The following is a 20217-nucleotide window of genomic DNA, read 5'->3' as shown; positions in this document are numbered from 1 at the left end:
CTTCGGTGGAAAACCCGGGACCGCCAGACACGGGACCGCGAGAGGCCAATGCGGCGGCACACTCAGGCCGCCAGCATCCTTTCCACCTCGATGACCAGGTCCTTCAGGTGGAAGGGCTTGGACAGCACCTTCGCATCCTTGGGGGCCTGGGAATCCGGGTTGAGCGCAACCGCCGCGAAGCCGGTGATGAACATCACCTTGAGGTCCGGGTCGAGCTGGGTTGCGCGTCGCGCCAGTTCAATGCCGTCCATCTCCGGCATGACGATGTCCGTCAAAAGCAGCGAGAACGGCTCTTCACGTAGTCGTTCATAAGCGCTTTTGCCATTGTCAAAGGAAACGACATCATAGCCCGCCTTCTGCAATGCCTTGGCAAGAAAGCGGCGCATGTCGTTGTCGTCTTCCGCGAGTAGGATTCGTGCCATTTCTTCCGTCCGTGCTGCCAGGCCGCCCGTCCGACCGTCCGGCCCGGATGGCGGCGCGCCTGCATCCCGCTTCAGGATCCTGAAGATGCCCGCGCGGGTCTTGCGCGGGCCCGTGCCCAATCCCGTTTTGGCACATCGTTCCCGTCCGCTTATAAGGCCCATCGCCGGTAAACATCCAGTGAAACCGCCAAGGCCGTGCCGCCTTCGGCCATTTCCAGCCGAGCTTGTGGACATTGCCGTCGATTCGAGGGCAAATAGAACAGGCGGACGCAAGGGCGACCTCCCGGTTCATGGGGCCCGGTTGATGGGCCACGGGCCGCACGCCGGCCAGACGAAAGCCGGTCAGACGAATGCCCAGGCAAGGGACGCGCGAGCATGTATGTGGTGAACGGATTTGCGGAGGTCGAGCCTTTCGAAATCCTTCAACCGGCCGAGCACCGCGTACCCTTCGTCTTCAACTCGCCTCACTCCGGCCGCCACTACCCGCTGCCCTTTCTCGCCGCCTCCCGCCTCGACAGCAACGCGATCCGTCGCTCGGAAGACGCCTTTGTGGATGACCTGTTCGAACCGGTCGTCGGCCTTGGCGCCCCCTTGCTGAGGGCACGCTTTCCCCGCGCCTTTCTGGACGTCAACCGCGAACCCTACGAACTCGACCCGAGGATGTATGACGACCGGTTGCCGCCCTACGCCAACAGCCGTTCGATTCGGGTCGCCGGCGGGCTCGGCACCATCGCCCGCGTCGTCGGCGAGGCCCAGGAGATCTACCGCGGGCGCCTGCAAGTGAGCGAGGCGCTCGACCGCATCGAGACGATCTACAAGCCCTACCACCAGACCCTGCGCCGGCTGCTGGCGCGCACCCACGTCGATTTCGGCTTCGCGGTACTTATCGACTGCCACTCGATGCCCTCGGCCGTGCGCGGCGCGGAGGGCGGCGCACGGCCGGACTTCATTCTCGGCGACCGTTACGGCACGAGCTGCGCCCAACCGCTGGTGGACGCGGCGGCGGAGATCCTCACCGGGCTCGGCTATCGCGTCAGCCGCAACAAGCCCTACGCCGGCGGCTTCATCACCGAACACTACGGCCGGCCCGCGAAGGGCCTCCATGCGCTGCAGATAGAGATCAACCGGGGGCTATACATGGATGAGGGGGCGACATTGCCCTCGCCGGGCTTTGCAGCTCTCGCAGCGGACCTGCAGGCCTTCGCCAGCGAGATCGTCTCCATCCCCGATGCAGCGCTGTTTCCCGACACGCTCGCCGCTGAGTAAACACCCCTCCGCGACAGGCGTCAGGAGCGCGCCTCCGGCGGGCACCATCTCGCACTTGCGAGATGGCCCGGGCAAGAAAAAAGGGCCGGCCTCTTGCGAGGCGCGGCCCGAGTCTAGGGAGGAAACGCCCAAGGAGGGCGGCGCGATCTGGAAGAACCATATCGCACTGCAACAATTTCTCCCTGCAGCGCACCAAAGTCAACGCCAAATTCGACGCAGTGCCTGCCCAGAAAATAAGCGCGTCGTCAAACCGCTTAAAAATCAGAACATTGGGTTCTGTCAGGTGATTGAATAAAGTTGCACGCTTTCCTCTCGACTTCGCCCCGTGCCGCCGTTTAAACCACCACCGGGACGAATGAAGGCGCGAATTCGCGCAAGCGACTGGCACCTCGCACGATCACGCCGGCGACGCCGCGCCCGAGACTGCCATGGACGGAAGGACCGAATGCCGATGCCGACGACAGCCGAACTCGCCGCCTTCGCGGACCGCCTCACGGCAGCCTCCGGCGCCGTTATCGCTCCGCATTTCCGCAGGATCTCGGCCATCGACAACAAGCTGTCTCAGGGCTTCGACCCGGTAACCGTTGCCGACCGCGACGCCGAGACGGCCTTGCGCACCCTCATCGAGGAGACCTACCCGGATCACGGCATCCTGGGCGAAGAGCACGGCAGCGTGCGTCTCGATGCGGACCACGTCTGGGTTCTCGACCCGATCGACGGAACCCGCGCCTTCATCTGCGGACTGCCTACCTGGGGCACCCTGATCGGCCTGAAGAGAGGAGGCACTCCGGTCTTCGGCGTCATGGACCAACCCTATGTCGGCGAACGTTTCTACGGCGACGGCAAGACGGCCTGGTGCCGCTACCGCGACACCAGCATGCCCCTCAAGACGCGCCCCTGCGAGCGCCTCGAGGACGCGATCTTCTGCACCACCCACCCACGCCTGTTCGAGGGCGCGGAGCTGGAGGCCTATCTGGAGATCGAGACGACGGTGCGCACCGCCCGCTTCGGAACCGACTGCTACGGCTATGCAATGGTCGCGGCCGGCCAGGCGGACCTCGTCGTCGAGAACGGCCTTCAGCCCTATGACATCGTTGCGCTGATTCCGATCATCGAGGGCGCCGGCGGCATCGTCACCACATGGACCGGCGGCTCGCCTGCCGAGGGTGGCAGGATCGTCGCCTCGGGCGACAGGCGGCTGCACGACAAGGTGCTCGCCCGCCTCGCTCGCGTCGGCGCCTGACGACGCCCTCCCCTAAGCGGACAGAAGCGCTCCCTCGGCGACAAAGGCATCGAAGGCGGCGAGAAACTGGTCGCGGTAGAGGTCGTCCTCCATCAGCAGTTCGTGCCGCGCTCCGGCGATCTCCAGAAAGCTGGTGACACGGGTCTGGCGGACGAAGGCCTCCGCCGCGCGGGCCGACACGATTGCATCCTGCCCGGCGCAAACGATCAGCGTCGGCAAGGTCATCGCCGGACCGAAGGACGGATCGAACAGGCGCCGCATGGCACGGCAGGCCGCCGCCAGCCAGCCGATTGTCGGAGCACCGATCTCCAGATCGTCAGCCCCCCTTAGCACCGCCTCGCCACGCCGGAAGCGCCTCTCGTCGGACGTGAGGGGATTGGTCTCGAACGGAAAGACGATCTTCGGCTTTCCGCCCGGCACAAAGGCCCTGGAAAACCCGATCCGCGCCAGAAAATTCGCCAGCGGACAAACCACCCGCTGGGACACGCCGACCTTGCCGAGCCCGATCAACGGGGACGTCAGCACGGCGCGCTCGAACCGGGTGCGCATGCGTGATGCCGCCAGCATCAGCACCAGCCCGCCGGTCGAGTGGGCGAGCGCGTAATGCGGTCCCGGCATATGGGCAAGCGTCACCCCGGAAACCACAGTCTCCAGATCCCGGACATATTCGGAAAAATCGCGCACATGGCCGCGCCGGCGGTTTCGCAGCTTTCGCTCGGACCCGCCCTGCCCACGCCAGTCGAAGGTGACGACGGCAAATCCCCGGGCACGCAGGTCGGCGATGGTCTCGAAGTATTTTTCGATGAATTCCGCCCGCCCCTGGATCAGGGTGACGGTGCCGCGCAAGGGGGTTGCCGTCGGCATCCACCGGGCTGTGCGCAGGCGCACCCGATCCGGTGTTTCGACGATGGCGCATACAGCACCTTCTGGCACGGGATTGCCGGGATGATCGAAAAGTTCCGTTCGAACCACCATGCATCCCCTGCGACGGATGCGCGACATCGCGCGCAATTTCCACAAGGCTCGTCATACAGGAGCAGGACCGCCGGCTCAACACCGGCGGCCCTCATCCTGGAGATGCGCTCGCGCCGTTACCAGCCGCGGCGCGGACGAATGGCGGTGCGCCCGACGATATCACCCGAGTAGGCATCGACGACGAGGCGCTGCATGCCGCCGCGACGGGAAAAGGCCTTCGCCACGAAAACATTGCCACGCGGCTGCACGGCCCTCACGCGGGTGTAGCCGTGGCGGTGCAGCCGGTTGACGACCTGGCGCACATCGAGCCGCTGATGGCGTCCCCAGCGGTGGCCGCGATCCCGCCCCCAGTTGCCGCGATTGCCGACGAGCTGAAGCTCGACGGAGGCTCCGGCGGTGGCCACGGCGGGCGCAGCGAGCGGGCGGGCCTCGAGGGCCTGGGCGGTTGGGGCGGCAAGGGCGAGACCGACGACGGCGGTGGCAAGAAGGGTCTTCAGCATTGTCTTCTCTCCGGATTGAGGCGCTGGTGCGCCGTGTTGATGGAGTGAGAATGCCTCCTTGCCGCTGAACGGGACCGGAAGCCGCCGTTCAGTTTCCGTTCATTTGAAAAACCCGCTCGAGGCACTGCGCAGCGCGCCCGCTCTCGCGCCCTTGCGGCTGTCATCTGGCGGCACCAACCCCCTCTTGAAAGCGCCGGAACATACCCCCACCTAATTCAACGCGGGCGCCACTGAAGGGCCCGCGCAGGACCGATCCCGACATGCCGGCCCAAGGTGGCGGCGAACGCGGAAAGGTCGAACATCACCTGTTGCTCAATGAGAGGACAAAACGATGCGTCATATGGATTTCAGCCCGCTTTACCGTTCCACCGTGGGCTTCGACCGCCTTTTCTCCATGCTCGACAACTCTGCCCAGGACACGCCGAGCTACCCGCCCTACAACATCGAGCGCACCGGCGAGAACACCTATCGAATCACGATGGCGGTAGCCGGCTTCGGCGAGGGCGACCTCACCATCGAGGCGAAGGAGCATGTTCTCTCCGTCAAGGGTGATCGCTCTTCGGAGAATGAGGCTGGCGAAGTGCTCTACCGCGGCATCGCCGCACGTGCCTTCGAACGCCGCTTCCAGCTCGCCGACTTCGTCGAGGTCAAGGGCGCGAGCCTTGAAAACGGCCTCCTGCACATCGATCTCTCCCGCGAGATCCCGGAGGCGATGAAGCCGCGCCGTATCGAGATCGGCGGCGGAGCCGACACGGCACGCCAGATCGAAGGTGCGGTCAACTGACCTGACGGCTTGCCGTCAAACACCCACAGCCCGACGAGAGCGCATCGTTCGCCTCCCCCCTCCCAGGGCGAATGACGCCAGAGTCTCTTGGGCCAAAAGAAACGCCGACCGGGATCCCCGGCCGGCGTTTCTTCGTTTGATTTCCGAAACGCGCCTCACAGCAGCGCGAGGAACCCGTCCACCTCGGCATCCGTGGTCCGGAAGCTCGTGACCAGCCGCACCACCGCCTCCTTGTCGCCGCATCCCTCGCGGGACCATTCATAGAACTCCGCGCCGCCCTCGCGAAGCCGCTCGATCTGTTCGAAGGACAGGACAGGAAAGACCTCGTTCGCCTCCGCAGCCCAGGCAAGGCGGGTCCCCGGATGGGCGCAGATGCCCTCGGCAAGACGTCGGGCGGCGGCATTGGCATGACGCGCGAGGCCGAGCCAGTGATCGCCGGAGAGATAGGCGTCGAACTGCGCCGCCACGAAGCGCGACTTCGAAAAGAGATGCCCGGCGCGTGCCCTGTGAGTGGCGATGTCGCGAACGCTGTCGGGATTGAAGACGACGATTGCCTCGGCGCACCAGCAGCCGTTCTTGGTGCCGCCGAAGGAGAGGATATCGATCCCCGCCTTCCAGGTGATCTCGGCCGGGCTGACGCCAAGATGGGCAACCGCATTGGCGAAGCGCGCGCCGTCCATGTGACAGACAAGCCCCCGCCGCCGCGCCATGCGGGTCAGCTCGACGATCTCCTCCGGCCTATAGACCGTTCCGCATTCACTCGCCTGCGTGAGGCTCAATGCCGTCGGCCGGCCGAAGCGGCTGCTGTCCGGGTTCTGGACAAGCACTTTTTCCACGCCGGACAAGGTGACCTTGCCGGTGACGGTCTCCACCGGCACCATCTTCATGCCGTGAGTGTAGAACTCGGCCGCGCCCCACTCGTCGCAATAGACGTGCGCCAGCTCGCTGGTGAGGACCAGCCCTCCGGGTCTGGCGCAGGCGGCCATCGACAGCGCGTTCGCCGCCGTTCCCGTCGCCGTGAAGTAGACATCAACGTCGCGTTCGAAGAAATCGCGGAAGCGCGTGCGGACGCGCTCGGTGAGCGGATCGCGACCGTATGCGGGCGCGGATCCGTCGTTGTGCAGGGTCAACGCATCCATCACCGGCTGCGAGGCGCCTGCCCAGTTGTCGCTTGCAAAGATCATGTTGGCGATCTAGGACCAGCCATCGCCCGCTTGCAAGCCTGCAATTTTCCCGCACCCCACGCGGACAGAAAATTGCCGAAGGCACGGTCGGACTTGCCGATTGTGACAAATTCCCCGAACTTTTCGAAAGAAACAGGTCGGAACGGGCGATTATGCCGCTTGCCCCCCATGCGGAAATCTGGCATTGTTCGCCTCCGCTCGATAGGACAGCCATACTGTCCTATCGAGACAATGACCCCATCCGCGCGAATGCGCGGCCGCGTGACGAAGCCTTTCGCCTCCGCTAGGAAGACGTCGGTGACCGTTATGCGCGTGTCATGAAAACGGCCACTCCCGGCCGGTCATGCCATGCGGGCGTCTGTGCTAAAAGGAAGGCGTCGCGCAGCATGCGTGGCGCTGTCCGGCAGGACGGCACGGTGGATGGGACGTCAAGTCATGCGGATCCGGGGGGTCCGGATAGACCGGCGCGACACGCCGGTCAGGGGGTATAACGAGGCGCGACGCCCGCGGGACCGTTCCCGCACCGGCAAACAGGCCGGGGGCCGGACCGCTTCAATAGGGTCAGCGTCGGGGCATTCGCCTGTTCGCCGCACGAGCCGCGCACAATCTCGCGCGACCCGAACGGAGAAGGACGCACCGCTGACCGACGACAAGGAGAGGGTTGACATGAAAAGGACCGACGTGACCATCGAGGCCCGGGACCATGCCGCCGCGACGACGGCAAACGCGACCCTTTCCACGGCGAAACGCGACGCACGAGAGACAGCGGGCCGCGAGGGCCTCTACCGTGCCGACCGCGAGCACGACGCCTGTGGCGTCGGCTTCGTCGCCCACTTGAAGGGCAAGGCATCGCATCGCATCATTTGCGACGGTCTCCAGATCCTGGAAAACCTCACCCACCGTGGCGCGGTCGGTGCGGACCCGCTGATGGGCGACGGCGCCGGCATGCTGGTGCAGATCCCGCACGCATTTCTTGCCGAGGAGGCCGCAGCACTCGGCGTCTCCCTGCCCGCGCCCGGCAACTACGGCGTCGGTTTCATCTTCCTGCCGCAGGACGCGGAGCTGCGTCGCCAGTGCGAGGAGATCATCGAGCGCGTCATCGGCGAAGAGGGACAGGAGTTCCTCGGCTGGCGCGACGTGCCGGTCGACAATTCCTCGCTGTCCAAGGCGCCCGACATCGCAGCGACCGAGCCGGTCTCCCGCCAGGTGTTCATTGGCTGCCGTGGCTGCCAGACCCAGGACGACTTCGAGCGTCGCCTCTTTGTCCTGCGCAAGGTCATCTCCAATGCGGTGCGCTCGCAGACCCAGGCGCGCGGCGCGGGCTTCTACATCGTCTCCATCTCGAGCCGCACGCTCGTCTACAAGGGCATGTTCCTCGCCTATCAGCTCGGTGCCTATTACAAGGACCTGAAGGACGAGCGCTTCACGTCGGCGCTGGCGCTGGTGCACCAGCGGTTCTCGACCAACACCTTCCCGTCCTGGGAGCTCGCGCACCCCTACCGGATGGTCGCCCACAACGGCGAGATCAACACGCTGCGCGGCAACGTCAACTGGATGGCGGCGCGTCAGGCGAGCGTCTCGTCGCCGCATTTCGGCGATGACATCTCCAAGCTCTGGCCGATCTCCTACGAGGGGCAGTCCGACACCGCCTGTTTCGACAACGCACTGGAGTTCCTCGTCCAGGGCGGCTACTCGCTCGCCCATTCGGCGATGATGCTGATCCCGGAAGCCTGGGCCGGCAACCCGCTGATGGACGACAACCTGCGTGCCTTCTACGAGTATCACGCCGCCCTGATGGAGCCCTGGGACGGGCCGGCCGCCGCCGCCTTCACCGACGGTCGCCAGATCGGCGCGACGCTCGACCGCAACGGTCTGCGCCCGGCCCGCTACATCGTCACCGACGAGGACATGGTCATCATGTCGTCCGAGGTCGGCGTGCTTCCGGTGCCGGAGGAACGCATCATCCGCAAGTGGCGCCTGCAGCCGGGCAAGATGCTCCTCATCGATCTCGAGGAAGGCCGCATCATCTCGGATGACGAGATCAAGCGTCAGCTCTCGACGGCCAACCCCTACAAGGACTGGCTCCACCGCACCCAGATCGTGCTGGAGGAAATGCCGGCGGTCCGCGGGCGCGCGCCGGTCGCCGCCGAGACGCTGCTCGATCGCCAGCAGGCCTTCGGCTACACCCAGGAGGACATCAAGCTGCTGATGCAGCCGATGGCCACCGTCGGTCAGGAAGCCATCGGCTCGATGGGGACGGACACGCCGATCTCCGCGCTCTCCGACAAGCCGAAGCTGCTCTACACCTATTTCAAGCAGAACTTCGCACAGGTCACCAACCCGCCGATCGACCCGATCCGCGAGGAACTGGTGATGAGCCTGGTGTCCTTCATCGGGCCGCGGCCGAACCTGTTCGATCTCAAGGGTCTCGCCACGTCGAAGCGTCTGGAGGTTCGCCAGCCGATCCTGACCAACGACGACCTGGAGAAGATCCGCACCATCGGCGACATCGCCGACAACCAGTTCTCGGCCAAGACGCTCGACATCACCTATGACGTCGCACGCGGCGCCGATGGCATGCGCGAGGCTCTCGACAACCTTTGCGCCAGCGCCGAACGGGCTGTCGTCAACGGCTACAACATCATCATCCTGTCCGACCGCCTGCTCAGCCGCGCCCGCATTCCGATCCCGGCACTGCTGGCGACCGCCGCCGTGCACCACCACCTGATTCGCAAGGGTCTGCGGACCTCCGTCGGTCTCGTGGTGGAGACGGGCGAGGCCCGCGAGGTGCATCACTTCTGCGTGCTGGCCGGCTATGGCGCGGAGGCGATCAACCCCTATCTGGCGTTCGAGACACTGTTGCAGCTTCACGCCGAGCTCGACTTCCCCGAGGAGGTCGACGCCGACGAGGTCGTCTACCGCTACATCAAGTCGATCGACAAGGGCATCCTCAAGGTGATGTCCAAGATGGGCATCTCCACCTACCAGTCCTATTGCGGCGCGCAGATCTTCGACGCGGTCGGCCTCTCCAGCAGCTTTGTCGAGGAGTATTTCTTCGGCACGGCGACGATCATCGAGGGCATCGGCCTTGCCGAGGTCGCCGAGGAGACGACCAACCGCCACCGGACCGCCTTCGCGGACGTTCCGGTGCTGCGCCGCTCGCTCGAGGTCGGCGGCGATTACGCCTACCGCGTGCGCGGCGAGAACCACATGTGGACGCCGGACGGCATTGCCTCGCTCCAGCATGCCGTACGCGGCAACCTGCCGGAGATGTACCGCCAGTTCGCCCGCGAGACCAATGAGGAGAACGGCCGCTTCACCATCCGTGGCCTGTTCCACATCAAGTCGGCGGACGAGGACGGACGCAAGCCGATCCCCCTCGACGAGGTCGAGCCGGCAGCGGAGATCGTCAAGCGCTTCTCCACCGGCGCCATGTCCTTCGGCTCGATCTCGCGCGAGGCGCATTCGACGCTCGCGGTTGCGATGAACCAGATCGGTGGCAAGTCGAACACCGGTGAGGGCGGCGAGGAGCCGGAGCGCTACAATCCGCTCCCCGACGGTTCCCGGAACCCGATGCGCTCGGCGATCAAGCAGGTCGCCTCCGGCCGATTCGGCGTGACCACCGACTACCTGGTCAACGCCGACATGATCCAGATCAAGGTCGCGCAGGGCGCCAAGCCCGGCGAGGGTGGACAGTTGCCCGGCCACAAGGTCGACGCGGTCATTGCCAAGGTGCGCCACTCGACACAGGGCGTCGGCCTGATCTCGCCGCCGCCGCACCACGACATCTACTCGATCGAGGATCTGGCGCAGCTCATCTACGACCTCAAGAACGTCAACCCGGCCGCCGATATCTCGGTCAAGCTGGTGTCTGAGGTGGGTGTGGGCACGGTTGCCGCCGGCGTTGCCAAGGCGCGTGCCGACCACATCACCATTTCCGGCTATGACGGCGGCACCGGCGCCTCGCCGCTGACCTCGATCAAGCACGCCGGCAGCCCCTGGGAACTCGGCCTCGCCGAGACCCAGCAGACGCTGGTGCTGAACGGGTTGCGCTCGCGCATCGCCCTGCAGGTCGACGGCGGCCTGAAGACCGGCCGCGACGTGATCGTCGGTGCGCTCCTGGGAGCCGATGAGTTCGGCTTCTCCACCGCGCCGCTGATCGCCGCCGGCTGTATCATGATGCGCAAGTGTCACCTGAACACCTGCCCGGTCGGCATCGCCACCCAGGATCCGGTGCTGCGCAAGCGCTTCAAGGGTGCCCCCGAGCATGTGGTCAACTACTTCTTCTTCGTCGCCGAGGAAGTTCGCGAGATGATGGCGGCCATGGGCATCTCCCGCTTCGACGAGCTTGTCGGACGCGCCGACCTGCTCGACCGCTCGCCCTTGATCGAGCACTGGAAGGCGAAGGGTCTCGACTTCTCGCGCATCTTCCACGTGCCGGACGCCCCGGCCGAGGAGAAGCGCTGGACCAAGCGCCAGGTTCACCCGATCGACGACATTCTCGACCGTCGGCTTATCGCCGCCGCTGAGCCGGCGCTCGAGCGCCGCGAACCCGTCGTCATCGAGGAAACCATCCAGAACGTCGACCGCTCCGCCGGCGCCATGCTGTCGGGCGCGGTGGCCAGCCGCTTCGGCCACAAGGGCCTGAAGGCGGGCACCATCGACATCCGCCTCACCGGCACCGCCGGCCAGGCCTTCGGCGCCTTCCTCACGCGCGGCATCACGATGACGCTCGAGGGCGACGCCAACGACTATGTCGGCAAGGGGCTCGCCGGCGGCAAGCTGGTCATCCGGCCGAACCCGAAGAGCTCGGCAGACCCGGATTACTCGATCATCGCCGGCAACACCGTGCTCTACGGTGCGACCGAGGGCGAGTGCTACATCCGTGGCATCGCCGGCGAGCGTTTCGCCGTGCGCAACTCGGGCGCCATCGCGGTGGTCGAGGGCGTGGGCGACCACGGTTGCGAGTACATGACCGGCGGCGTCGTCGTCGTGCTCGGCTGGACGGGGCGCAACTTCGCCGCGGGCATGTCGGGCGGCGTGGCCTATGTGCTCGACGAGGACGGCTCGTTCCGCTCGCGCTGCAACCTCGCCATGGTCGACATCGAGCCAGTTCCGGAGGAGGACGACCTCCTGGAGAAGCTGCACCACCACGGCGGCGACATCGAGCACAAGGGGCGCGTCGACCTTTCGGCCGACATGACCCGCCACGATGACGAACGTCTGCGCCAGATCATTGCCAGCCACATCGCCCACACCGGATCCGCCTGGGCTCAGGAGATCCTCGACAAGTGGGACGAGTTCCGTCCGAAATTCGTGAAGGTGATGCCGGTTGAATACCGCCGCGCCCTCAGGGAAATGGAAGAAAAGCGGCTCGGCCTGGTGGCGGCCGAGTAAGGGAGACGACGATATGGGAAAAGTCACCGGTTTCCTGGAGATCGACCGGCAGGAGCAGAAGTACCAGCCGGCCTCCGACCGCATTCGCCACTTCAAGGAATTCACGCTGCCGCTCGAGGACAAGGATGTCGGGCGTCAGGCAGCGCGCTGCATGGACTGCGGCGTTCCCTATTGCCATGGCCCTGTCGGCTGTCCGGTCAACAACCAGATCCCGGACTGGAACGACCTGGTCTACAACGGCGACTGGGAAGAGGCGGCGCGCAACCTGCACTCGACCAACAACTTTCCCGAGTTCACGGGGCGCATCTGCCCCGCGCCGTGCGAGGAAGCCTGCACGCTGAACCTTGAGGATGTGCCGGTCGCCATCAAGACGGTGGAACAGGCCATTGCCGACAAGGCGTGGAGCGAAGGCTGGATCAAGCCCGAGCCGGCGCCGTTCCGCACCGGCAAGACGGTCGCCATCGTCGGGTCTGGCCCCGCAGGCATGGCGGCCGCCCAGCAGCTGGCCCGCGCCGGCCACACGGTTCACGTCTACGAGCGTGACGTGCGGGCGGGCGGCCTGATGCGCTACGGCATTCCCGACTTCAAGATGGAAAAGCACTACATCGACCGCCGCGTCGCGCAGATGGAGGGCGAGGGCGTCGTCTTCCACTATGGCGCCGATGTTGGCGTCAACATCACGGTGGACGAGCTTCGCCAGCGCCACGACGCCGTGCTCATCACCGCCGGTGCCGAGCGCCCGCGTGATCCCGAGCTTCCCGGTCAGGACCTTGCCGGCTGCATGTACGCCATGCCGTTCCTCGTCCAGCAGAACCGCCGCGTCGGTGGCGAGGACGTCTCGGCCGAGCAGCCTTTCTGGGCCGGCGGCAAGCACATCGTCGTCATCGGCGGCGGCGACACCGCGTCCGACTGCGTCGGCACGTCGTTTCGCCAGGGCGCGCTGTCCGTCACCCAGCTCGACATCCGCCAGCGCCCGCCTGAGAAGGAAGACAAGCTCAACGTCTGGCCGTACTGGCCGACGAAGATGCGCACGTCCTCCTCGCAGGCCGAGGGCGCCGAGCGCGAGTTCGCAGCAGCGACGCTCGAAATCGTCGGCGAGGACGGCCACGTCATCGGCGTGAAATGCGCCCGCGTGGACGAGAAGCGCCGCCCGATCGAGGGTTCGGAGTTCATCCTGCGCGCAGAGCTGGTGCTGATCGCCATCGGCTTCGCCGGTCCGCTCGAGGGCACCTATCTCAAGGAGCTCGAAGGCGAGATCGATCGGGACGGGCGCGGCAACATCAAGGCCGACACGACCGACTACAAGACCAGCATCGACGGTGTGTTCGCCGCCGGCGACGTGCGTCGCGGCCAGTCGCTCGTCGTCTGGGCGATCCGCGAAGGCCGTCAGGCGGCCCGCGCCATCGACCTGCACCTGACCGGCGCATCCAACCTGCCGCGCTGAAGACAGCGCCCGCGAGCGGGACGGACACCTGCCTCAAACTACAAAAACGGCGCCCCTCGGCGCCGTTTTTCATAGTCGACCAGTGAAACTGCCGGCGCTTCTCAGGCCGCCTTGTCGTCGTAGCTCGCCCTGATGCTGTTGAGGAAGCCGCCCACCTGGCTCTGCAGGCTTCCCGAAAGATCGGCAAGCTCGCTCGTTGCCGTGCGGATCTCGTCCGTCGCCGTGCGCGTGGAGGAACTGGCCCGCGTCAGCGCATCCATGTTGGCAGCGACCGACTGGGTGTTCTGGGTGGCGAAGTCGACGCTCTGGGTGATTTCTCCGGTCGCAGCCATCTGCTTTTGCACCGCATCGAGAATGGTGCTGGAGATGACGTGGATGCGCTCCACGGTGCCGGCGATGGAGCGGATCGCCGAGACCGCCTGCTCGGACACCTGCTGCACCTCTTCCACCTGCAGGGAAATGTCCTCCGTCGCGCGCGAGGTCTGCCCTGCCAGGGTCTTCACCTCGTTGGCGACAACCGCGAAGCCGCGCCCCATCTCGCCGGCCCGCGCCGCCTCGATGGTCGCGTTGAGGGCAAGCAGGTTGGTCTGGTCCGCGATCTGCTTGATCAGGTCGATGATTTCGCCGATGGCCCGGCCGCTGTCTGCGAGGCGGCCGACGATGGTGTCCGTGGAGCGGGCCTCGTCGACGGCGACACGCGCCATTTCGGCGGCCTGCTCCATCTCGCGCCCGATCGAGAGGATCGACTGGGTCATCTCCTCCGCCGCCTCGGCAGCCGTTTCGACCGAACTCGACGCCTGCTGGGAGGAATCCGAGGCCGCCTCGACCGCGCTGGCCGCATCGTCGACGGCTCCGTCGAGATGCTGCGAGATCGTGCCGACGGAGCGAGCCGCCTCGCCGAGGCGTTCAACGACGCCGACGACCGTCCCCTCGAAGTCCGAGGCCACCTTGCGCAGCGTCTCGCCGCGCTCGATCGCCCGGCGCTCTTGCTCTTGAAGTGTCCGCCGGGCGTCCTGCTCGGCCTTTTCGGCGAGCTTGCCACGGAATTCAGCAACGGAACGGGCAATCGCGCCGATCTCGTCGCCGCGCTCAGCGCCAGCGATGGAGATGTCGAAGTCGCCCTGCGAGAGAGCATCCAGGCCGCCCTGGAGCTCCTTCAGCGGCTTGCGAACACCGAGGGCAAGCCACAAGGCAAGCGCAAGAAAGGCGATGCCGACCGGCGTGCAAACGATGGCGATCTCCACCATCCGGCCGAGAATGAGCGCGTCGAGTCCCGCGCCAGCGCCCGCGCCCAACAGCACCTTGGCCTGCTCGGGATCGGTCAGCGCGGTGACGACGGAATGGCGGAAAACATAGAAGGAATAGCCCGTTCCCGCGAGCATGATCATTGCCGCGGAGCCGACCAGGAGCATGAATCGCCCAAGAACGGTCAGGGACGGAATTACGGAATGTCGCGTCTTCATTCTCTCAACCCTGGAAAAGCCTTGTGCCTGACCGTGATCGAGAAACATGAAGAAAGAGAAAACTAGGCAATACCCCTGATGGGAGCGGTTTTACCGGAGCTGCTTCTTGTCGCTGCGAAAGTCATCGACCCGCCCTTCCGCGAAAGGCAGCGCGACGCCCTGCACGATCAGATCGTATTGCGGCGTCTCCGCCACCGGCTCGTTGCGGGCGTTCTCGCCGCCGGCAAGCTCCGTCTCCGGCGCTCCGAGTCGCCCGGTCAGGACGATGAAATTGGGGTCGTCTTCCACCCCCTCGAAGGCATAGGCACCAGAAGAGCCGAGGATGCGCGCAACCGCGCGCTCGGCGAAGAAGGCAAGCTTGCGCCGACCGGGCCAGGTGAAGCCGATCCCGTCGCCGTCGCGCAGGCGCCGGCGCTTGCCCTCAACGTCAGGACCGAAAGACGTATAGCCGCCGTTCTCGTCGAGGAACACGTCCCAGACATCCACATAGATGGCGTTGTTGGCCTCCGCCCGCGCCTTGGAGACCGTGTTGATGTGACCGAAATTGGCCCGCTTCGCCTGCCCCGAGGGAGGTGGCAGCCCCACCCAGACAAGCGGCGTGCGAAGGCTGCGCGCCGCGGCGACGAGCTGGTCGATCCGCCGGGCGTAGAGGGCATCCCAGGTATCGCTGCGAAAGGCGGCGGCCGACCCGCCCTGTTCGATGTCGCGCGTATCCTCCGCGCCGATCAGCACCACCACCACAGCGACCTTGCGCCCCTGGAGCACGGCCCGAAGCCGGTCGGCGGGATCCACCGGCCCCGGTCGGGTGAGCCCGGATCCCGAGAAGATCAGCTTGTCCACCTTGACCGAGGGGATTTCCGAGTAGGTCGCCTCGAGCCCCTCGGCGAGTTCGTTTGCAAGGCCATCCCCGACGACCAGAACAACGCGCGCATCCGCTTCCTTTGGCACCTGGACGATGACCGGCTTGGCCGGTTCGCGAATTGTGCTGCGGGCGGGACGTTCCGGCTTCTGCTCCTTCAAGCGCGGGCGGCTGCGGCGCTCGACGCCAAAGAGACGCAACAGCGGCGAAAGCGGATGGAATCCGCCGCCGCGGCTGTCGTTTTGCCCGACGATGGGCCGGCCGTTCTGGGCCAGCGCCTCGCCAGACACCGACGCGAGGCCGGCAAACACGAAGGCAAGCGCCACAACGCCAGCGAGGGCCCGGAGAACGCTCCGACGCAGGGGCGCATCCGCGATGGATGCGAGGGAGGGCATCTTCAACCGTCTCATGGCGCGACAATAGCGGAAACGCGGACCCTGGTCCAAGCCCGCGTCCCTCGCCTCAGCTTCCCGCCCGCACCCGCGCGAGCAGCGCCTCGGACGCATAGCCGTCCGGGATCAGTCCCGCCGCGTGCTGGAACGAACGGATGCCCCGGCGCGTTGCCGGACCGACCTGGCCGTCCGCCGAGCCGACATTGAAGCCGCGACGGTTCAGCAGGGTCTGAAGCTCTTCCGTCTGGCTGCGCGACAGCGGCAGCGCGTCACGGCGCCAGGGCTGGGCGAAGTCGCCGCCGCCGCGCACCCGGTCGGCGAGATGGCCAACGGCGAGCGCATAGGCGGTGGCATTGTTGTAGCGCTTGATGACGAAGAAGTTCCGCAGCATCAGAAACGCAGGCCCCGACGCGCCGGCCGGCAGCACCAGCTCGGCATCGTCCGAGGGGCGCGGGAAGGAACGGCCGTTCGGACGCCGGATCCCCAGGTTCGCCCAGGATCCGAGCGTCTTTTCAGTATCGGCGAGCGCATAGTTGAAGCCGCGCGGCAGCACCACCTCGTAGCCCCAGGTCTTGCCCGACTGCCAGCCATGGCGCTTCAGGTAATTTGCCGTCGAGGCGAGCGCGTCCGGCACGTTGGTCCAGATGTCGTTGCGACCGTCGCCGTCATAGTCGGCCGCATAGCTCTTCCAGCTCGACGGCATGAACTGGGTGTGCCCCATCGCACCGGCCCAGGATCCTTCCATGTTCTCGGGGCGCACATGCCCGTCCTGGATGATCTTGAGCGCGGTCACCAGTTCCTTGTTCCAGAACTCGCGGCGGCGCGGCGCGGCATAGGCGAGCGTCGCCAGCGCGCGCACCACATAGTGCTCGCCACGGAAGCTGCCGTAGTTGGTTTCCATGCCCCAGATCGCCAGCACGACTTCCTTCTGGACGCCGTAGCGCTGCTCGATGACCGCAAGCTCGCGGGCGTAGGTCACAAGCATCTCGCGCCCGGTCGCGATCCGCGTGTCGGAAACGGCGCTGTCGAGATAGTCCCAGATCGGTTTGACGAACTCGGACTGCTTGTTCATCAGACGGATCGTATCGGGATCCGGGGTCACATTGGCGAAGGCCCGACGATAGGTGTCGTTGCTGACACCTGCGGCGCGCGCCTGCGGCCAGAAATCGCGGACCCAGCGGTCGAAGGCGGCATCGGCGGCAGCCGGCTGCACCGAAGCGAGGGAAACGAAAGCCGACAGGGCGAGCACGGCCATGCCGGCCCCGGCCCGGACCAGCTTCCCCATCGAACGGCCGGTCTTGGTCATGGCATCACGCGGCGAAACGAACATGCATACTCCTGATCATCCCCCTGCGAGGTCCCGCCGCCCATGCGGCCGGCTCGCGTTCACGCCCCCCCAGGCGCCCCGGATTGAAGTGTCGGGCCCTTTCGGCAAGGCGGCCCGTAATCCCCGTCAGCGGCGGAACCTCAGTCCCGCCTCGATCTCGCTCGCGCTGTAGCCCGCGCCCTGAGTCGTCGAGGAGAACCGCCGAAATGTATAGCGGCCCTGCAGCGCGACATTGGACGTCAGCGCATAGGTCAGCGCCGATGTCGCCCGCGCTTCCTGCTCGGTCAGCGCGATGCCCGTGTAATCCGTCCATGAATACCCGACACCGACTTCTCCGGTCAAAGCGTCCGAGAAGCCCTGGGCGATCCGCAGGTCGCCGGAATAGGTGACCGAGCCCGGCGTGCCGGCCAGGTCCGAGGGCGACAGCGTGGTGTTCAGCAGCCCCGTCACGGTGGTCAGGCGCGCCGGCGACCAGACGAGCGATCCGTCGACGGTCATGCCCTCCAGCGCTTGTAGTCGGTTGTCGTCGGGCGTCTCGCTGCGCCAGCCGACGGAGACGTCGCCGGACAGCTTGTCCCCCGCTTCGAATGTGACGCCCGCGCGCAGCCCGTAGCCGGCGGAATTACGGTCGTAGCAGGTTGCCGTGTTGGTGCAGCGTTCGAGATAGCGCCGGCTCAGCAGGCTTGCTTCCGCATAGGGCTCGACGGCCGCGCCGGTGTTGGCCTCCAGCCTCAGCGTCCCGGTCAACAGCGCGTTGTCGCGGTTGCGGTCGGGGGCAACGCCTCCGGTGCCCGAGTAGAAGGTGGAATCCACACGTCCGCGCAGCTCGGCGCCGACCAGCCCGACCTGCCGGCGCAGCGCAAGCCCCGCCCCGGCCTCGTGAATGTCCTGCTCGCCACCGCTCGATTCCGCCGTGCCACGGTCCTCGAGCGCCAGCCCGTAGTTCGCCTCGACATCGACTTCCGTGCGGTCGTTGACCTCGAGGCGAAGCAGCGCGTCGGCCGTGATGTTCGGATCGCCCTGCAGGTCGCTGCCGGGATAGCCGGTGTAGCCGCCGCGCAGGTTGACGCCGAGGCTGTGGCGCGACCAGTCCGACTGCAGTCGCACGGACGGCGCGATCCGGTAGAGCGTTCCTGCGCTTCCGGTTGAATCGCCGGCGCGGTTGTCGCTCCAGCCCATGCCGGTGAAGAGTTCGGGATAAAGAAGAAACGATCCGACGCGAATGCCGTTCGGCGCATCCCGCGTGGTGTCGCCGTCGAAGACGACGCTGTTCGCATTGCCGCCACCACCAAGTGGCGTGACCCGGCGCATGGCGCGCATGCGCTCCGCGTAGGGCTGCACCGGGCCGACGCGACCGGTCTGTGCCAGCGGCACGGCGCGCTCGCCCGCCCCCGCCGCCAGTCCGTCGATCGTGCCCCGCGTCGCCGTGTCGGACGAAAGCGCGCCGGGCGTCGTGCCCTCGGCACCGTCAAGCGGCGCCTGCTCCTGAGCGTCGATGTCCTGGAGACCCGGGGCGGCGACGTCGGCGGCATCGAAGGCGGGAAACGCGTCCGCCGTTCCTGCATCCTGGGCATGCGCCGCCTCCGCCGCCACAAGGGCAGCGAGCAGGATCGGAAGGAGGGAGCCGGAACGCGCCATTGGGAAGCCGTGAAAACCGTCTGATATCGGGATCTGTCGCCAGCGCACACCACGCCACGCTTGTGGGCTGATAATGGTCCGTTAAGGTTAACGGAGGGTTGCCGGAGAGAGCCTGTGGCTTGCCGATCCGGGTCAAGGCGCGTATGAGGGGCATCAAACATCCGCACCAAAAGGATGAGCGTGCCTGTGGCGACCTCCTCGTTCCAATCGTCCGATACGGCGGCTGCGACCCAGCCCCGAGCCTCCTCCCTGCGTACCATCGAGACGGAAATCCGTGGCATGGAGGCGCTTCGCGACGCTCTTGCCAACGGCCTGTCCGAGCCGTTCCGCCAGACCATCGAGACGATCACCGGCGCACGCGGCCGCGTCATCATCACCGGCATCGGCAAGAGCGGACACGTCGGCGCCAAGATTGCCGCGACGCTGGCGTCCACCGGCACGCCGGCCTTCTTCGTCCACGCGACGGAAGCCAGCCACGGCGACCTCGGGATGATCACCGACGAGGATGTGGTGGTGGCCCTGTCGTGGTCGGGCGAAACGCAGGAGCTGGCCGCGACACTGGCCTACACCCGCCGCTTCAAGGTGCCGCTGGTCGCCATCACCTCCCGCCCGCAGAGCGCCCTCGGCAAGGCCGCCGACATCGTCCTCGCCCTGCCCCGGGCCGAGGAAGCCTGCCCGCACGGACTTGCCCCGACCACATCCACCGTGCTGCAGATGGCCATGGGCGATGCAATCGCCATCGCCTTGCTGGAGGCCCGCGGCTTCACCGCGCAGGACTTCAAGATCTACCATCCCGGCGGCCGCCTTGGTGCCAGCCTGCTGCATGCCCGCGACATCATGCACCGCGATGACCGTCTGCCGCTCGCCGCCGCCGACACGCCAATGCGCGATGCAATCGTGCTCATTACCCAGAAGGGATTCGGCATTCTCGGCATTGTCGACGAGGCCGGAAACCTTGTCGGCATCATCACCGACGGCGACCTGCGTCGCCACCTGAGCAACGACTTCCTCGACAAGACCACGAGCCAGGTCATGACGCGGAATCCGAAGACCATCCCGCCCGACATGCTTGTGGCCTCGGCGATGGAATTCATCAACCGCGTCTCGATCACGGCCGTTTTCGTGGTCGATGGCGCCCGCCCGGTCGGCATCATCCACCTGCACGACCTGCTTCGCCACGGCGTCGCCTGACCCCTGCGATCAGGGGTTCCTCCGGAAGCCTTTCGTTTACCATGATCGAGAATCCGCGGGCTGAGCGTGTGCATTTCGCGACGTCAGCACCGTTGACGCTACGCGCTTAGGGATTGATTAGCGACCCCCACC

At 66.3% G+C, this 20217-nt stretch carries 14 protein-coding genes; 6 read left to right on the top strand and 8 right to left on the bottom strand.

The genetic code is table 11. The annotated features are described in order from the left end of the window. Positions 1 to 62: 62 nt before the first annotated feature. On the bottom strand, positions 63 to 422 hold the full coding sequence (cpdR, locus tag ACSLUQ_RS18185) for a cell cycle two-component system response regulator CpdR (RefSeq protein ID WP_417773125.1): 360 nt from the start codon (positions 420 to 422) through the stop codon (positions 63 to 65). Positions 423 to 797: 375 nt separating this feature from the next. On the opposite strand from cpdR, the gene ACSLUQ_RS18180 reads away from it, so the two are divergent. Both ACSLUQ_RS18180 and hisN read left to right on the top strand, forming a co-directional pair. Continuing rightward, on the top strand, positions 798 to 1688 hold the full coding sequence (locus ACSLUQ_RS18180) for an N-formylglutamate amidohydrolase (protein WP_461809320.1): 891 nt from the start codon (positions 798 to 800) through the stop codon (positions 1686 to 1688). Between the two features lie 451 nt (positions 1689 to 2139). Continuing rightward, on the top strand, positions 2140 to 2931 hold the full coding sequence (gene hisN, locus ACSLUQ_RS18175; RefSeq protein WP_417772962.1) for a histidinol-phosphatase: 792 nt from the start codon (positions 2140 to 2142) through the stop codon (positions 2929 to 2931). Positions 2932 to 2943: 12 nt separating this feature from the next. On the opposite strand, the gene ACSLUQ_RS18170 is transcribed toward hisN, so the two are convergent. Both ACSLUQ_RS18170 and ACSLUQ_RS18165 read right to left on the bottom strand, forming a co-directional pair. Continuing rightward, the gene (locus ACSLUQ_RS18170) at positions 2944 to 3906 is read right to left on the bottom strand and encodes an alpha/beta fold hydrolase (RefSeq protein ID WP_461809319.1); all 963 of its coding nucleotides are present in this window, start codon (positions 3904 to 3906) and stop codon (positions 2944 to 2946) included. A 116-nt stretch (positions 3907 to 4022) separates the two neighbouring features. Further along, the gene (locus ACSLUQ_RS18165) at positions 4023 to 4406 is read right to left on the bottom strand and encodes a hypothetical protein (RefSeq protein ID WP_417772960.1); all 384 of its coding nucleotides are present in this window, start codon (positions 4404 to 4406) and stop codon (positions 4023 to 4025) included. Between the two features lie 331 nt (positions 4407 to 4737). Between ACSLUQ_RS18165 and ACSLUQ_RS18160 the strand changes: the two genes are divergently transcribed. Next, complete coding sequence (locus tag ACSLUQ_RS18160) at positions 4738 to 5190, top strand: Hsp20 family protein (RefSeq protein WP_417772959.1); 453 nt, start codon at positions 4738 to 4740, stop codon at positions 5188 to 5190. Positions 5191 to 5345: 155 nt separating this feature from the next. Here ACSLUQ_RS18160 and ACSLUQ_RS18155 read toward each other — a convergent pair whose 3' ends face one another. Beyond that, entirely contained in the window at positions 5346 to 6374 is a 1029-nt protein-coding gene (locus ACSLUQ_RS18155) for a threonine aldolase family protein (protein ID WP_417772958.1), read from the bottom strand. 666 nt (positions 6375 to 7040) lie between these two features. Here ACSLUQ_RS18155 and gltB point away from each other — a divergent pair. Together gltB and ACSLUQ_RS18145 are read left to right on the top strand one after the other, a co-directional pair. Further along, entirely contained in the window at positions 7041 to 11771 is a 4731-nt protein-coding gene (gene gltB / locus ACSLUQ_RS18150; protein WP_417772956.1) for a glutamate synthase large subunit, read from the top strand. Between the two features lie 13 nt (positions 11772 to 11784). Beyond that, on the top strand, positions 11785 to 13215 hold the full coding sequence (locus ACSLUQ_RS18145) for a glutamate synthase subunit beta (protein ID WP_417772955.1): 1431 nt from the start codon (positions 11785 to 11787) through the stop codon (positions 13213 to 13215). 101 nt (positions 13216 to 13316) lie between these two features. Here ACSLUQ_RS18145 and ACSLUQ_RS18140 read toward each other — a convergent pair whose 3' ends face one another. The 4 genes from ACSLUQ_RS18140 to ACSLUQ_RS18125 all read right to left on the bottom strand — a co-directional run bounded on the left by ACSLUQ_RS18140 (position 13317) and on the right by ACSLUQ_RS18125 (position 18894). Then, positions 13317 to 14627 carry a methyl-accepting chemotaxis protein gene (locus ACSLUQ_RS18140; RefSeq protein WP_461809318.1) on the bottom strand — a complete coding sequence of 437 codons (1311 nt, stop codon included), beginning with the start codon at positions 14625 to 14627 and terminating at the stop codon, positions 13317 to 13319. 141 nt (positions 14628 to 14768) lie between these two features. Continuing rightward, positions 14769 to 15932 (bottom strand): SGNH/GDSL hydrolase family protein, encoded by a 1164-nt coding sequence (locus ACSLUQ_RS18135; RefSeq protein ID WP_461809317.1) that lies wholly within the window; start codon positions 15930 to 15932, stop codon positions 14769 to 14771. A gap of 67 nt (positions 15933 to 15999) precedes the next feature. Further along, on the bottom strand, positions 16000 to 17259 hold the full coding sequence (locus tag ACSLUQ_RS18130) for a lytic murein transglycosylase (RefSeq protein ID WP_461809316.1): 1260 nt from the start codon (positions 17257 to 17259) through the stop codon (positions 16000 to 16002). Positions 17260 to 17382: 123 nt separating this feature from the next. Further along, positions 17383 to 18894, bottom strand: coding sequence for an outer membrane beta-barrel protein (locus tag ACSLUQ_RS18125; RefSeq protein ID WP_461809315.1), 1512 nt, complete (start codon positions 18892 to 18894; stop codon positions 17383 to 17385). Positions 18895 to 19068: 174 nt separating this feature from the next. Here ACSLUQ_RS18125 and ACSLUQ_RS18120 point away from each other — a divergent pair, with 174 nt between their 5' ends. Further along, positions 19069 to 20085, top strand: a complete 1017-nt coding sequence (locus ACSLUQ_RS18120; protein WP_417772950.1) for a KpsF/GutQ family sugar-phosphate isomerase — start codon at positions 19069 to 19071, stop codon at positions 20083 to 20085. Positions 20086 to 20217 lie beyond the last annotated feature (132 nt).

The sequence above is a fragment of the Stappia sp. ICDLI1TA098 genome (assembly GCF_054880955.1).
Note: the sequence above shows the minus strand (reverse complement) of the source record. Positions and strands in the feature narration are given on the sequence as shown.

What these genes read in the sequence shown, in the direction of transcription:
- cpdR (WP_417773125.1), bottom strand. Translation starts at nt 422, where the DNA reads ATGGCACGAATCCTACTCGCGGAAGACGACAACGACATGCGCCGCTTT.
- ACSLUQ_RS18180 (WP_461809320.1), top strand. Translation starts at nt 798, where the DNA reads ATGTATGTGGTGAACGGATTTGCGGAGGTCGAGCCTTTCGAAATCCTT.
- hisN (WP_417772962.1), top strand. Translation starts at nt 2,140, where the DNA reads ATGCCGACGACAGCCGAACTCGCCGCCTTCGCGGACCGCCTCACGGCA.
- ACSLUQ_RS18170 (WP_461809319.1), bottom strand. Translation starts at nt 3,906, where the DNA reads ATGGTGGTTCGAACGGAACTTTTCGATCATCCCGGCAATCCCGTGCCA.
- ACSLUQ_RS18165 (WP_417772960.1), bottom strand. Translation starts at nt 4,406, where the DNA reads ATGCTGAAGACCCTTCTTGCCACCGCCGTCGTCGGTCTCGCCCTTGCC.
- ACSLUQ_RS18160 (WP_417772959.1), top strand. Translation starts at nt 4,738, where the DNA reads ATGCGTCATATGGATTTCAGCCCGCTTTACCGTTCCACCGTGGGCTTC.
- ACSLUQ_RS18155 (WP_417772958.1), bottom strand. Translation starts at nt 6,374, where the DNA reads ATGATCTTTGCAAGCGACAACTGGGCAGGCGCCTCGCAGCCGGTGATG.
- gltB (WP_417772956.1), top strand. Translation starts at nt 7,041, where the DNA reads ATGAAAAGGACCGACGTGACCATCGAGGCCCGGGACCATGCCGCCGCG.
- ACSLUQ_RS18145 (WP_417772955.1), top strand. Translation starts at nt 11,785, where the DNA reads ATGGGAAAAGTCACCGGTTTCCTGGAGATCGACCGGCAGGAGCAGAAG.
- ACSLUQ_RS18140 (WP_461809318.1), bottom strand. Translation starts at nt 14,627, where the DNA reads ATGCTCCTGGTCGGCTCCGCGGCAATGATCATGCTCGCGGGAACGGGC.
- ACSLUQ_RS18135 (WP_461809317.1), bottom strand. Translation starts at nt 15,932, where the DNA reads ATGCCCTCCCTCGCATCCATCGCGGATGCGCCCCTGCGTCGGAGCGTT.
- ACSLUQ_RS18130 (WP_461809316.1), bottom strand. Translation starts at nt 17,259, where the DNA reads ATGTTCGTTTCGCCGCGTGATGCCATGACCAAGACCGGCCGTTCGATG.
- ACSLUQ_RS18125 (WP_461809315.1), bottom strand. Translation starts at nt 18,894, where the DNA reads ATGGCGCGTTCCGGCTCCCTCCTTCCGATCCTGCTCGCTGCCCTTGTG.
- ACSLUQ_RS18120 (WP_417772950.1), top strand. Translation starts at nt 19,069, where the DNA reads ATGAGCGTGCCTGTGGCGACCTCCTCGTTCCAATCGTCCGATACGGCG.